Source organism: Rhizobium sullae (assembly GCF_025200715.1).
GTDB lineage: Bacteria > Pseudomonadota > Alphaproteobacteria > Rhizobiales > Rhizobiaceae > Rhizobium > Rhizobium sullae.
On record NZ_CP104143.1, the window covers coordinates 625,231 to 638,608 of the forward strand.

Annotated in this window: 15 protein-coding genes; 11 read left to right on the plus strand and 4 right to left on the minus strand. The window is 63.0% G+C overall.

Annotated features, from left to right (window positions below):
- Nucleotides 1–105 precede the first annotated feature (105 nt).
- The 7 genes from N2599_RS03110 to N2599_RS03140 all read left to right on the plus strand — a co-directional run bounded on the left by N2599_RS03110 (nucleotide 106) and on the right by N2599_RS03140 (nucleotide 6,973).
- Nucleotides 106–1,116, plus strand: coding sequence for a ligase-associated DNA damage response exonuclease (locus N2599_RS03110; RefSeq protein WP_027507635.1), 1,011 nt, complete (start codon nucleotides 106–108; stop codon nucleotides 1,114–1,116).
- 200 nt (nucleotides 1,117–1,316) lie between these two features.
- On the plus strand, nucleotides 1,317–2,945 hold the full coding sequence (locus N2599_RS03115) for a cisplatin damage response ATP-dependent DNA ligase (RefSeq protein ID WP_027507634.1): 1,629 nt from the start codon (nucleotides 1,317–1,319) through the stop codon (nucleotides 2,943–2,945).
- 113 nt (nucleotides 2,946–3,058) lie between these two features.
- The gene (locus tag N2599_RS03120) at nucleotides 3,059–3,982 is read left to right on the plus strand and encodes an alpha/beta hydrolase family protein (RefSeq protein ID WP_027507633.1); all 924 of its coding nucleotides are present in this window, start codon (nucleotides 3,059–3,061) and stop codon (nucleotides 3,980–3,982) included.
- A gap of 108 nt (nucleotides 3,983–4,090) precedes the next feature.
- The gene (locus N2599_RS03125) at nucleotides 4,091–4,780 is read left to right on the plus strand and encodes a VOC family protein (protein ID WP_027507632.1); all 690 of its coding nucleotides are present in this window, start codon (nucleotides 4,091–4,093) and stop codon (nucleotides 4,778–4,780) included.
- Between the two features lie 124 nt (nucleotides 4,781–4,904).
- Complete coding sequence (locus N2599_RS03130) at nucleotides 4,905–5,144, plus strand: hypothetical protein (RefSeq protein WP_260307784.1); 240 nt, start codon at nucleotides 4,905–4,907, stop codon at nucleotides 5,142–5,144.
- 105 nt (nucleotides 5,145–5,249) lie between these two features.
- Nucleotides 5,250–6,089: a L,D-transpeptidase gene (locus N2599_RS03135; protein ID WP_027507630.1), complete on the plus strand. Its 840-nt coding sequence runs from the start codon at nucleotides 5,250–5,252 to the stop codon at nucleotides 6,087–6,089.
- 170 nt (nucleotides 6,090–6,259) lie between these two features.
- Complete coding sequence (locus tag N2599_RS03140; protein WP_027507629.1) at nucleotides 6,260–6,973, plus strand: L,D-transpeptidase; 714 nt, start codon at nucleotides 6,260–6,262, stop codon at nucleotides 6,971–6,973.
- A gap of 43 nt (nucleotides 6,974–7,016) precedes the next feature.
- Here N2599_RS03140 and N2599_RS03145 read toward each other — a convergent pair whose 3' ends face one another.
- Together N2599_RS03145 and N2599_RS03150 are read right to left on the minus strand one after the other, a co-directional pair.
- A complete protein-coding gene (locus N2599_RS03145) occupies nucleotides 7,017–7,889 on the minus strand; it encodes a cell wall hydrolase (RefSeq protein WP_037140648.1) in 873 nt (290 codons plus the stop codon).
- 151 nt (nucleotides 7,890–8,040) lie between these two features.
- On the minus strand, nucleotides 8,041–9,006 hold the full coding sequence (locus N2599_RS03150) for a LysR family transcriptional regulator (RefSeq protein WP_027507628.1): 966 nt from the start codon (nucleotides 9,004–9,006) through the stop codon (nucleotides 8,041–8,043).
- Nucleotides 9,007–9,123: 117 nt separating this feature from the next.
- On the opposite strand from N2599_RS03150, the gene N2599_RS03155 reads away from it, so the two are divergent.
- The gene (locus N2599_RS03155; protein WP_027507627.1) at nucleotides 9,124–10,524 is read left to right on the plus strand and encodes an MFS transporter; all 1,401 of its coding nucleotides are present in this window, start codon (nucleotides 9,124–9,126) and stop codon (nucleotides 10,522–10,524) included.
- A 43-nt stretch (nucleotides 10,525–10,567) separates the two neighbouring features.
- Here N2599_RS03155 and N2599_RS03160 read toward each other — a convergent pair whose 3' ends face one another.
- A complete protein-coding gene (locus N2599_RS03160) occupies nucleotides 10,568–11,035 on the minus strand; it encodes a MarR family winged helix-turn-helix transcriptional regulator (RefSeq protein ID WP_027507626.1) in 468 nt (155 codons plus the stop codon).
- Nucleotides 11,036–11,159: 124 nt separating this feature from the next.
- Here N2599_RS03160 and N2599_RS03165 point away from each other — a divergent pair, with 124 nt between their 5' ends.
- The 3 genes from N2599_RS03165 to N2599_RS03175 all read left to right on the plus strand — a co-directional run bounded on the left by N2599_RS03165 (nucleotide 11,160) and on the right by N2599_RS03175 (nucleotide 12,905).
- Nucleotides 11,160–11,582: an organic hydroperoxide resistance protein gene (locus N2599_RS03165; protein ID WP_027507625.1), complete on the plus strand. Its 423-nt coding sequence runs from the start codon at nucleotides 11,160–11,162 to the stop codon at nucleotides 11,580–11,582.
- Between the two features lie 227 nt (nucleotides 11,583–11,809).
- The gene (locus N2599_RS03170) at nucleotides 11,810–12,193 is read left to right on the plus strand and encodes an antitoxin Xre-like helix-turn-helix domain-containing protein (RefSeq protein ID WP_051336426.1); all 384 of its coding nucleotides are present in this window, start codon (nucleotides 11,810–11,812) and stop codon (nucleotides 12,191–12,193) included.
- Nucleotides 12,153–12,905: an RES family NAD+ phosphorylase gene (locus N2599_RS03175; RefSeq protein WP_027507623.1), complete on the plus strand. Its 753-nt coding sequence runs from the start codon at nucleotides 12,153–12,155 to the stop codon at nucleotides 12,903–12,905. Before N2599_RS03170 ends, N2599_RS03175 begins: the two co-directional genes overlap by 41 nt.
- On the opposite strand, the gene N2599_RS03180 is transcribed toward N2599_RS03175, so the two are convergent.
- Entirely contained in the window at nucleotides 12,906–13,352 is a 447-nt protein-coding gene (locus N2599_RS03180; protein ID WP_027507622.1) for a MarR family winged helix-turn-helix transcriptional regulator, read from the minus strand. It lies immediately after the preceding gene.
- Nucleotides 13,353–13,378 lie beyond the last annotated feature (26 nt).

The window sequence follows — 13,378 nt, forward strand, 5'->3', positions numbered from 1 at the left end:
CGAGATTCGGGTCGATCTGCGGCACGGAGCAGCACGGCGGCAGGCCGATGGAATTGCAGTAAGCTACTGGCTCTTGGCCGGTTTCCCGCTATCTTCCGTCTCATGATGCGACCCGATGCTCTGCTTTTTCCGGCTCCCGAAGGGCTTTATTGCCCCGACGGGGGATTCTATGTCGATCCGGTGCGGCCGGTGGAGCGGGCGCTCGTCACCCACGGCCATTCCGATCATGCCCGCCCGGGCCACCGGCATGTTCTCGCCACCCGCCAGACGCTCGACATCATGCGTCTGCGTTGTGGCGACGGGTTCTCCGGCAGCGAGCAAGCCGTCAGTTTCGGCGAAGAGCTGGATTTGAACGGCGTCAAGGTAAGCTTCCATCCGGCAGGCCATGTCCTCGGCTCCGCCCAGATCGCCGTCGAGAAGAACGGCACGCGCATCGTCGTTTCCGGCGATTACAAGCGCCGCCCGGATCCGACCTGCGCTGCCTATGAACCGGTGCCCTGCGACGTCTTCATCACCGAAGCGACCTTCGGGCTGCCGGTGTTTCACCATCCTGATCCGATGGGGGAGATCGGCAAGGTGCTTGCCTCGCTCCGGCAGTTTCCGGAGCGCACGCATCTGATCGGCGCCTATGCGCTCGGAAAGGCGCAACGCGTCATCCGCTTGCTGCGGGATGCCGGTTACGGCGAGCCGATCTATATCCACGGCGCCATGGAGCAGCTCTGCGACTACTACGCCGGGCAGGGTATCGATCTCGGCGACTTGCGGCCTGCAACCATTGAAAGCCGCGACAAATCCGTCTTCAAGGGAGCAGTCGTCGTCGGGCCATCGTCAGCCTTTGCCGACCGCTGGGCGCGCCGTTTTAACGAACCGCTCCCGGCCTTCGCCTCCGGCTGGATGATGGTGCGCCAGCGCGCCAAGCAGCAGGGCGTCGAGCTTCCCCTGGTGATTTCCGATCATTGCGACTGGCCGGAACTCACTGAGACGATCACGGAACTTTCCCCCGCCGAAGTCTGGGTCACCCACGGCCGCGAAGAGGCCCTGGTCCGCTGGTGCGAGCTGCGGGGCATCAAGGCGAGGCCGTTGCATTTGGTGGGCTATGAGGATGAGGGGGATTGAGGAATGTGCTGGATTATTTCTGAAGGCCCCTCCCCAATCCACAAGGGGGAGGGGCAAGGACGCGGCTCCCTCCTGCTCCAATACCGCGCTGCCTCGCGCTGCATCGCTGCGAATGGTGTGCGGTGGGCGCGGCAGCTGAGCCGCATCCCTTTGTGGGGAGGGGTTGTGGAGGGGTTTTCAGAACCCGCTGGAGCGGCTCCATGAAACCCTTCGCCGACCTCCTAGACCGTCTCGTCCTGACGCCCAGCCGCAACGGCAAGCTGAAGCTCTTGACCGACTACTTCCGCGGCACACCCGACCCGGACCGCGGCTACGGCCTTGCCGCGATCGCAGGCACGCTCGAAGTGCGCAACGTCAAGCCTGCCATGCTTCGCGATCTCGTGCTCGAGCGCATGGACGAGGTGCTGTTCCGTTACTCCTACGACTATGTCGGCGACCTCGCCGAGACAATCTCGCTCGTGTGGGACAATGAAAGGGACGTCGAGCGCTCTGCTTTCGTCCAGCCGCGCCTCGGCGAGGTTGTCACGCGCATGAATTCGCTCGGGCGCACCGAAGTCCGCAGCTTCGTCCGCGATACGCTGGACCGCCTGGATCCCTCCGGCCGCTTCGCCTTCATCAAGCTTGCCACCGGCGCCATGCGCATCGGCGTCTCGGCGCGGCTTGCCAAGCAGGCGCTGGCCGATCTCGGCGGCAAGGACGTGACCGAGATCGAGACCCTGTGGCACGGTCTGGAGCCGCCCTATGAATCGCTCTTCGAATGGCTGGAGGGCAGGGGCGGCAAGCCCGTGCTGGCGACGCCGGCGATCTTCCACTCCGTCATGCTCGCCCATCCCGTGGAGGAGAACGATCTTGCCAAGCTCGATCCGGCGGATTACGCGGCGGAATGGAAATGGGACGGCATCCGCGTGCAGCTTTCCCGCTCCGGCGAAACGCGCAAGATCTATTCGCGCTCCGGCGACGATATCTCCAATGCCTTCCCGGACATTCTGGAATCGATCAGCTTCAACGGCGTAATCGACGGCGAACTGCTCGTCGGCGGCACGGCGCGCTCGAACAGCCCGACGAGAACTTTTTCCGACCTCCAGCAGCGCCTGAACCGCAAGACGGTGACAGTGAAGACGCTGGAGGAATATCCGGCCTTCATCCGAGCCTACGACCTATTGTTCGACGGCGAGGAGGATATTCGCGGCAACAGCTTCATCGACCGCCGCGACCGGCTTTCGGAAATCATCGAGCAGGCGCCGCACGATCGTTTCGACCTTTCGCCACTCGTCGCCTTTTCCACATGGGAGGAACTGGACGACCTGCGGGCTTCTCCGCCTGATCCGGTCATCGAGGGCGTGATGATCAAGCGCCGCGACAGCATTTATCAAGCGGGCCGCATGAAGGGGCCGTGGTTCAAGTGGAAGCGCAATCCTTACAACGTCGACGCGGTCCTGATGTATGCCCAGCGCGGCCACGGGAAGCGCTCGAGCTACTATTCCGATTTCACCTTCGGCGTCTGGACAGAGACGCCGGACGGCGAACAGCTGGTGCCCGTCGGCAAGGCCTATTTCGGCTTCACCGACCAGGAGTTGGAACTGCTCGACAAGTTCGTCCGCAACAACACGACCGAGCGCTTCGGCCCGGTGCGTGCCGTGCGGGCCGACCGGGATTTCGGCTTTGTCATCGAGGTCGCCTTCGAAGGCATCAATCGCTCGACGCGGCACAAGTCAGGCGTCGCAATGCGCTTTCCGCGCATCTCCCGGCTGCGCCCCGACAAACCGTCCTACGAGGCCGACCGCCTTGAAACGCTGGTCGCGATGATAGACGCGAAAGCCATTGAATAGCGCTGCCTGCGCGACAATGACGCAGGGCCGGATGTTCAACGCAATGTGTATTGGCCGCAGCCGCGTTCCGGTGCAGATATTTGAATGCCCCGGGGGTTGTTGGGTGCTGTGTCATGTCCTTCGACGATCGAAATGCCTTTTTTCACCAACGCCGCGCTGTACTCGCCGGTATCGCAGGCGCTCTCGTGCTGCCCCACGCAGCCTCCGCCTTTAATGTTCCTGATCAGCCGCGCCTGATCGCCCGCGACTATGCCAAGGTCCGCCACCGTTTCCGCACCAGGCTGCTTCAAAAAGGTCCTGCGCCGGACAAATACGAGGCCTTGGCCGCACCACCGGACGGCGAGCAGATATTCTACCGCTCCCACGCCGGCGGCGAGCTCGAACTGGCCGCTTGGATCAGCAAATACAAACGCGGGCGCCACGCAAAGCCTGGCGTGCTTTTCCTTCATGGCGGCAATGCCATGGGGGTCGGCCAGTGGCAACTCTTGAAGCCCTATGCCGATGGAGGTTTCGTGGTGCTGATGCCATCCGTCCGTGGCGAAAATGGCCAGATGGGCAATTTTTCCGGCTTCTATGACGAGGTGGACGACGTTCTTGCCGCCGCCGACCGGCTGGCGCATCTGCCCGGCGTCGATCCGAACCGGCTGTTTGTCGCTGGCCACAGCATCGGCGGCACGTTGACCATGCTTGCCGCCATGAGTACGCACCGTTTCCGCGCCGCCGCGCCGATTTCCGGCAATCCGGACGCCTTCCGCTTCTTCAACCGCTATCCGCAGGACATCCGCTTCGATGAGGGCAACAGGCATGAATTCGAGGTTCGCTCGGCGCTCTGCTACGCACAGAGCTTCAAATGCCCGGTGCGCGTCGTTCACGGCACGGAAGAGGATCATTTCAACGATCGTGCCGGCCTGCTTGCCCGCCGCGCCCGTGCCGTCGGCATCCACATCGAGGCGGATACGGCCGCCGGAAACCACACCTCGGCGCTTCCTGCCGAGATTGAGCAAAGCATCCGCTTTTTCCGCAGTGTGGCGGCATGAGCCCGCCAAAGCCGAAGGATAATTGATTCGACTGCGCGCCTGCGCTGTGTTCCACTCGCTTTGCATTTTTCGCCACTCTCAAAAGCACCCAAACCGAAGGAGCTCGACATGAGCAATACCCAGGTGCATAGCGAAACTGTAATAGAGACCCCGAGAGTTCCGACCATCGACATGAAGCTCGAGATTGTCGTCATCCCCGTTTTGGACGTGGATCGTGCCAAGGAGTTCTACGCGAACCTCGGGTGGCGGCTCGACGCCGACTACGCCTCCGGCGATGATTACCGAGTGATTCAGTTCACGCCGCCGGGCTCCAATGGCTCGGTCATCTTCGGCAAAAACGTCACCGCAGCAGCGCCAGGCTCCGCTCAGGGCCTCTACCTGATCGTCTCCGACATCGAGGCAGCCCGCAACCAGCTCCTTGATCGCGGCGTCGAGATCAGCGAGGTGTTCCACGATGCTGGCGGCCTGTATGCCGGCACGGACGAACCCTACCTGTTCGGGCGGCTCCGGCTCAGCGGCCGGGATCCCGAACATCGTAGCTACCGCTCGTTCGCCTCGTTCAGCGATCCGGACGGCAACGGCTGGCTGCTCCAGGAGATCACCGCCCGATTGCCCGGGCGCGTGGATGCGGACGCCACGACTTTCACCTCGCCGACGGAGCTTTCAGCCGCGCTCCAGCGTGCGGCAGCCGCGCATGGCGAGCACGAGAAGCTGACGGGCGAGCACGATGAGGGCTGGCCGAACTGGTACGCCGAGTACATCGTCAGCGAGCAGGCCGGCAAGCCGTTGCCGGTATAAGCAGCTACGACGCTATCGGAACCGGAACCCACGGCGGCTGTTGAAATTAGAGTGTCTTATCTGCGCTCAGGCGAGTCTGCCTGAGCGCAGGATGTTCTGACAAGGTACTGCAATTTTGGACGCGATGGACTATATTGGCTGCATGACTGAGCAGATGACAGACGAGATCATTCCGAACGACTTTCCGGAGCTGAAATCGCTCCTGATGGATCGCGATCCTCAATGTGCCATTTCCGCAAAGGAAGCCTTTGCGCTCTATGAGCGCAACTGGCGCTTTGTCGATGTCCGCAAGCTCACCGAACATGAAGCACAGCTCGTGCGCGAACTGGCGGCCGTCTACGGCCACGGTGTTGTTCTCGTGTAATGGTCCATTTCGTGAAACTGGCCGCCGCCGCCAGCTTCACGCCAGCCGCAAATGCCATCCTCCCGCCAGATATCGCTCCGCTGACCATGCATAAAGGGTGGGTTTATGGAATTTTCGCGCCGGGTGTTCCCCTTTGCCGGCCTTGCCGTGGCGGCCCTCGGCCTAAGTGGCTGCAACATCCTCATCCCAGATACGGGCGCGACCGATCCGGCCCGCTTCGTGCAGGAGACGTCGCCGGTCTTCTATAGTCCACCCGGTGTCGACCCGATGCGCGTCAAGGCGGTGGATACGCCGGTGCCGCAGAGGCGCGATATCGAGCCGCCAACGCTGTATAATCAGACCTACGGTCTGCCGGGTGCGAATTATAGTCGGACCTACGGCCTGCCGGTTACCAATCCGGTAAACGCCGCCCTGTACGGTGAGCTTCGCGATGGCGATTTTCGTTTGCCTGCCATTCCGGTTAGCCGCGTGAGCTCCGAATATCTCCGTCAGGAAGTCGATTACCCGACGCAGGAAAGGCCGGGCACGGTCATCGTCGATACCCGAGCCCGCCATCTCTACCTAGTCGAGCCGAACGGCAAGGCGATCCGCTACGGCGTCGGCATCGGCCGCGAGGGCTTCGCCTGGTCGGGCCGCGGCATCATCCAATGGAAGCAGAAATGGCCGCGCTGGACGCCGACTGACGAAATGGTGTCGCGCCAGCCGGATATCCGCCCCTTCGCGGCCGAGAACGGCGGCATGAACCCGGGCCTTGGAAATCCGCTCGGCGCTCGCGCTATGTACATCTTCAAGGATGGCCAGGATACGCTCTATCGCGTGCACGGCACACCGGATTGGCAGTCGATCGGCAAGGCGACTTCGTCGGGCTGCGTGCGCATGCTGAATCAGGACGTCGTCGATCTCTACGACCGCGTTCCGGCAAAGGCCGAGATCGTTGTGATGTAGCCGCGCAACAGGGCAGGCGATATCGTCTGCCCGCACGGGGACACGACTGCGTGAAGGGATGGTTTATTTGGCGGCGGCAGATAGATTTCTGCCCGTCACCGGCGTTGAATGAACCAACCGGGGTGCTGTATGACGGCCATCCCCGCGACAGAAGGAAATCCGTCCCGCGCATGAGTCTCGAAAAATCTCTCTCCCGCCGCAGCTTTCTCTCTTTTTCGGCTTTGACGGCGGCCTCCGCGCTCGCCGGCTGCGCCTCAACGTCGGCACCGAGCGTCCAGCCCGCCGGTTTCCGTTTTCCACGCCCTTTCCAAACGACGCCCGCTCCCTCGGATGCCGAGCTTGACGTGATATACGGTCCCATCGAGGACGGCGGCTTCCTGATTCCCGCCATTCCGTATCAGGAGATCGACCCGCGCTATTATCGCCAGCAGGTCATCGACCCGACGGGCGAGCGCCCCGGCACGATCGTCGTCGATACGCCGTCGCGTTTCCTCTATCTCGTCCAGCCGGGCGGCACGGCGATGCGCTACGGCGTCGGCATCGGCCGCGAAGGCTTTGCCTGGTCCGGCAGCGGCGTCATCCAGTGGAAGCAGAAGTGGCCGCGCTGGAAGCCGCCGAACGAGATGGTGGCCCGCCAGCCGGAACTCGCCAAATATTCGATCGAACGCGGCGGCATGGAGCCCGGCCTCCTGAACCCGCTCGGCGCCCGCGCGCTCTATATCTTCTCGAATGGCGAGGATACGCTCTATCGCTTGCACGGCAATCCGGAATGGCGCTCGATCGGCAAGGCTGTCTCGTCTGGCTGCGTCCGCCTGCTGAACCAGGACATCATCGACCTTTATGATCGCGTCCCCCCCAAGACGCCGGTCGTCGTCTGGCAGTGATGAATAACCTCGGCCTCCTCCGGTCTCGGGAGGAGGCCCTTCCTCAGCCGCCCGTTGGCAGATGACCGGAAGCCAGCCCTGCGCTGTTGTAGGCGGGGCGGGGCGTCGGCAGCGCGATCGGCGCGCCTTCAGGCGGCATGACGATATCTGGGGCCGCTGGAGCGGCGGCCGGAATTGCGGAGGTCGTGGTGGAGTCCGGTGCCAGCGTGGCCGCCACATCGGGCATGGCCTCCGGGATTGGCCCCTTCTCCGGCAGCAGCACGTCGATTTGTGCGGACGTCGTAAACGGCTGCACGCCTGCGAACTGGACCGAGCCAGATAGCCGCGGGTCGGAAACGTAGTTCATCGCCACTTCATAGGCAGGCAGCGGTGCCGGCGTTTGCAATGCTCCATCCCTGCCGCGCTTTTCGTAGAAGACATTGCCGCCCGCTTCCACGACATAATGCATGTTGCGATAGGGAAATTTCAGGCCCTCGGTGTGGAAGAACATCGCGTTCTGCACGCCGGGATGCCGTTGCCCGCGCAAAATGCCGTCCACGGCGGAATCGAGTTCCGGTCCGGCCGTCGCGTCAACGGTCCTGGTCATGACGCCGGGGGCGAACTGCCTTTCCTGCGCTACGACCTCGCAAATCGTGTCGGGATAGGCGGGTGAGGTGAGCCGGTTCATCACGACGGTTCCGACGGCCATATAGCCATCGCGATCCGCGTGCTCGGATTCGAAATACATCGCGCGCTTCAGGCAGTCGCGGTCACGCGCAGTGTAATTGTAGGTCACTTTGGCTGCGGTAGGTTTTACGATTGAAGAAGTGCGTGTTGACGGTGTCGGCGCCTTGGCGGCCGTCGTGCACCCTGTCGCAGCCAATCCGGCGAAGAGAATCCCGGAGATGGATTTGCCCAATGCGTATCGCGCCCTCAACGGCCGGTGCCTCCTCTTGTGATCGTCCAGCCCCAAATCACGTCGCGCAAACGTTTTAACTCACGTTCCTCAATATTCCAAACACATTTCGTGAATTACGGAAAAGGCTTTATATTTCAAGGAGAAGAAGAGGCTTCTGGTGGCGGCGCAGCTAGGCGGCGGCCCTGGAAATACCCACGCTGCAGCCGGATGCTTCGAGGGCGGCGCTGGCAACCTCGAGGAAAAGGCGCCGGAACCAGACGGAACGTCCATCTGCCCGGTCGACGCGCCGGTAGAGCATCGTCACCGGTTCGGCCGGCAGCGGGATCGGCGGGACCGAGACCGTTAGCCCGTGCAATTTGGCCATGCAGCGCGCAATCGATTCCGGGATCGTTGCGATCGCCGGCATGGCTTGCAGCGCCGTCGGTAGGGCGGAAAAGCGCGGCACCGTTGCCACCACCTGCCGGCTGTGGCCGAGGCGGGCAAGGGCGACGTCGACATTGGTCGAGCTGTTGCTGCCTTCGAACGACACGCCGACATGATCTACCTGCGTGAAGTCCTCGATACTCATCGGCGTCTTCAGCCTGACCTGGTTCGGATCGTAGATCGAGATCGAACGCTGGTCGAAGAGCGGCTCGCGGATATGCCAGGAGGCGGGCTCATCGTGGATCGAGACGCTGAAATCATAAGCCCCCTCGTCGAGCAGGCGTGCAGCTTCGCGTTTGTGGAAGGCAACGCCCACCAGCCGGGCGCCGGGCGCCAGTTCGCGCAGGCGCGCGGCAAGCGGGCCGAAGAAGGCCGATTCGAGATTGTCGCACAGGCCGATGCGGAACTCGCCCTTCCAGTCGGCGGGGTCGAAGGCGGCGGGCGGACGGATGGCCCGCTCGATACCGGAAAGCGCATCCTCGATTGCCGGCGCGATGGCGAGCGCCCTCGGCGTCGGCTGCAGGCCGCGCCCGACGCGGACGAACAATTCGTCGTCGAGCGCTTCGCGCAGCCGCCGCAGCGCCGCCGAAAGTCCCGGCTGGCCCAGCAGCAACCGCTCGGCTGCGCGGCTGACATTGCGCTCCTGCATCAGCACCGAAAAGGCGAGCAGGAGGTTCAAGTCGATTTTCCGAAGGATCGCGTCATTCATCATTATCAGTAATACCTGACATGGTTACTATCAATTTGCAATAGTGTTTGGAGCTGTACATTTTCTCGTTCCTCTGCCGCTCCTCCTCCCAACCTCGCGGCAGCAAAAGGAACGATCTCGATGACTCTCACAAAATCTCGAAACGGGGCGGGGCTGGCATTGCTGTTGCTTTGCGCCGCCAATTTCCTTGACGCCATGGACGTTTCGACCATCGGCGTCGCACTTCCCGCCATCCAGGCCGAACTCGGCATGCCGGCGACCTCGCTGCAATGGGCCGTCAGCGCCTATGTTCTCGGCTATGGCGGCTTCTTGTTGCTTGGCGGCCGCGTTGCAGACGTCTTCGGCCATCGCCGCGTCTTTCTCTGGTCGCTTGCCGTCTTCGCGGCTACGAGTATCGCGGGCGGCTTCGTCGACAGCGGGCCGACATTGATTGCCGCCCGTCTGGTCAAGGGCATCGCCGCCGCCTTCACCGCACCGGCCGCTTTGGCGCTTCTGCTATCCGTCTTCGGGGAGGGCAGCGCCCGCGCCAAGGCGCTCGGCGTCTTCTCCTCCACCGGCGCCGCCGGCTTCGTGCTCGGCATGGTACTCGGCGGTGCGGCCACCATCTTCACTTGGCGGGCGACGCTCGTCATGGGCGCTCCGGTGGCGATCCTCACGCTGGCGATCGCGCCCTTCGTCCTGCCTGCCGACGAACGCCGTGGTGAAGCCCGCCCGCGCTTCGACTGGGCAGGCGCCTTGACCATCACCCCCGGCCTGCTGCTCTTCGTCTTCGGGATCACCAACGCCGCAGCCGAGGGCTGGAGTGCCTTTCCCACCTGGGGCGCGCTGGCTGCAGCAGCCGTCCTCATCCTGCTCTTCCTTGCCGTTGAGGCGCGGCATGCCGATCCGATGGTGCCGCTTGCCATGTTCCGCCGGGCAAGACTCAGCCATGCCAATGCCGTCGCCGCACTCTTTCAGGGCGTCTATGTCGGCTTTCAGTTCATCGCGACGCTCTATTATCAGAACGAACTCGGCTGGTCGGCCTTCGCCACCGGCTTCTGCTTCGCTTTAGGCGGCGTCTTCGTCATGTTCCTGGCTCCGCGTTTTGCCGCGATCGCGCAGAGCCGCGGCACCACGAGTCTCATGGCGCTCGGCGTGGCGCTGCAGGCAGCAAGCTACGTCCTCTGGGTCGCGGCCGTCGGCCACATCAATCCGATCCTGCTCGTCGTCCTATCGCAGATCCCGCTCGGCCTTGGTTACGCGCTGACCTATCCCTCCGTGCAGGTCGCAGCACTCGCTGATGTCGAGGAAGACAAATCGGGCCTGGCCTCTGGCATGCTCTTTGCCGCCTTCCAGATCGGCGGCGGCATCGTGCTCGCAGCCGCTTCGGCGGTCTTCGGTGCGGCACCGTCCTTCGGCTGGGATCCGTATGTGGCAGGCGTGGCCTTCACGGCGCTGCTTGCGGTAGCGGTCGTAATTCTCGCCGCCCTCGGCCCGCGGACATCACCGCTGCGCGCCCCTGCCTATCAGGCTGCCGAGTAGGCCTTTTCTGCCAATGCCCGCGCTTAAAGGCGCGGGCGATTTCTCACACCGCTGCATTCAGGTTCCCGCGCAGCTTCTGCAAGGCTCCGCGGATTTCCGCCATCTCGTCGAGCGTACAACCGGCCGCCTGGCCGATGGCGGCCATGATCGTTCCCGCCTCGCTCTTCATCGACCGGCCCTTCGGCGTCAACGAAACGATCACCTGCCGCTCGTCGCGTGCGTCCCGGGTGCGTTTGATCAGCCCGGTCTGCTCCAGCCGCTTGAGCAGCGGTGAGAGCGTGCCTGAATCGAGGTCGAGCTGCTCGCCGATCGTCTTTACCGGCAGTTCGGCTTTTTCCCAGAGCACGAGCATCACCAGATATTGCGGATAGGTGAGGCCCACCTTGTCGAGGATCGGCTTGTAGGCGCGCGTGAAGGCATGCGCCGTCGCATAGACCGCGAAACAGAGCTGCTTTTCCAGGCGCTTTTCCTCTTCCGGGATTTCCATCGTCTTTGCCATCTGCGCTTTCATGATCCTGTTCCTTTGAGGTGCAATTCTCCTCTTTTCAGATTCCGAATGCAATTTGCAAAATTCACTTGCGTACAATTTAATTGTGCATTATACGAAATCCAACCCCAACGCAAAGGAGACAGACATGCCCATTCTCTATACGACCAAAGCTTCCGCCACCGGTGGCCGCGCAGGCCGCGCCGTTTCGGAAAACGGCGTCCTCGACGTGACGTTGACGGTTCCGAAAGAACTCGGCGGCGACGGCGCAACGGGCACCAATCCCGAACAGCTTTTTGCCGCCGGCTATTCCGCATGCTTCCTCGGTGCCCTGAAATTTGTCGCGGGCCAGCAGAAGGTCAAGATTCCGGAGGACACCACGGTTTCTGCCAAGGTCGGCATCGGCCCGCGCGAAGACGGTACGGGCTTCGGCATCGAAGTGGCGCTCACCGTCAATATTCCTGGCCTGGACAAGGCCGAGGCTGAAAAGCTCGCCGCCGCCGCCCACATCGTCTGCCCCTACAGCCACGCCATGCGCACCTCGACCGAAGTTCCGGTCACGGTGGCTTAAATCGAACTTCCCCTTCTCCCCATTGGGGAGAAGATGTCCGTCAGGACAGATGAGGGGGGCGGCGCGGCAAACGCGGCCCTTGTTTCGCTCAGACGTTCACTCTGCGCCGCTAGCCCCTCATCGCCTCGCTGCGCTCTGCATTTCTTCCCGCCGGGGCGAAGAAACAAGCCGCCCTCTTTTCATCTGAAATAAATTCGCTATATTCTTTCCAAGGAAAGGATATGCCGATGACCTCGTTGCACCTTCAGGACAGCCGCAGGACCTCCGAAGCCGCGGTGATCACCAAGGCGGCGGTCAGTGCCGCGGATCGGCTTGGCATCAGTGCCCGTGTGCTCGCTGCCGTTCTCGGCGTGTCGGAAGCCACCGTCTCGCGCATGAAGCGGCAGGATCACTTGCTGGAGCGCGGCAGCAAGTCCTTTGAGCTGGCGGTCCTGCTTGTCCGCCTCTTTCGCTCGCTCGACGCGATCGTCGGTGGCGACGAGGCGGTTGCAAGGCAATGGCTGCGCAATGCCAACGGGGTGCTCGGCGCCGCACCGCTCGAAAAGATCGTCAGCATTTCCGGATTAACCGATGTCCTTGCCTATCTGGACGCCCGCCGCGCTCTCGTCTGAAACCTGCGCGGCCTCCGGCGGTTTCTGGCGGTTGGTGGAGGCGCAGCATCATATCTCCACGCTGAAGCTCGTCGATACGCTGGAGGAGCAGGCGCTGCTCGAGACACTCCTTGAGGAAAGCAAGCCGGCGCTGCCGCCGGAATGCGCCGGTCTCGATTATCTGCTCGCCACGCCGTTCCGCTACGGTGCCGTCTATCCGCACGGCTCGCGCTTCCGCAGGGCCGGGCGCACGCTCGGTGTCTTCTACGCTTCCGAAAAGGTGGAGACGGCGCTCGCCGAAATGGCCTTCTATCGCCTGCTCTTTTTCGCGGATTCGCCTGAAACGCCGCTGCCTGCGAATGCGGCCGAATACACCGCCTTTGCGACTCTCGTCGCGACGAAGGCCGCGCTCGATCTGACCGTGCCGCCGCTGAACCGCGACCGCCCGGCATGGACCGATCCGCTGAACTACGAACCCTGCCAGGCGCTTGCCGATTCTGCCCGCGCGATCGGCACTGAGGCGATCCTTTACGAATCCGTCCGCGATCCGCACCACGGCAAAAATATCGCGCTCCTGACGGCGAGAGCCTTCAGCGCCCGCGAGCCGGTCGAGCGTCAGACGTGGCGCATCCGGCTTTCAGCAACAGGCGTTCAGGCGCTGTGCGAGTTTCCGAAGATGCGGATCGGCTTTGCCAGGGGCGATTTCGGCAACGACCAGCGCATTACGCGCTAATTACGCCAGCGCCCGCAGATCGCTTCTCAGCCGGTCGCCGCTGCCGTCCGGCAGCATCTCGTCCAGCGCCGCATGCGTCCGTTTCCAGATCGGCAGTGCCGCGGTGAGCACCGCTTTGCCTTCCGGCGTCAGGCTGAGCAGCCGCCCCCGCTTGTCTTTCGGATTTTGCGTCACATTTACCCAGCCACGGCGCTGCAGCGGCTTCAGCGCCGCCGTCAGCGTCGTCTGATCCATGGCGAGAAGATTGGCGACGGGACCCATCGGCGGCGGCTCCGGCCGGTTGAGCGACATCATCAGCGAGAACTGCCCGTTGGTGAGGCCGACCGGACGAAGTGCATCGTCGAAGAGCCGCGCAAGCGCCCGAGCGGCGCGCTGAACATGCAGGCACAGGCAGGTGTCCCGCACCAGCAGTGTCGTCGAAAGGGGAATTTCTATCACGTTTGACATGCTCTATTTCTATTGATATCAATGTA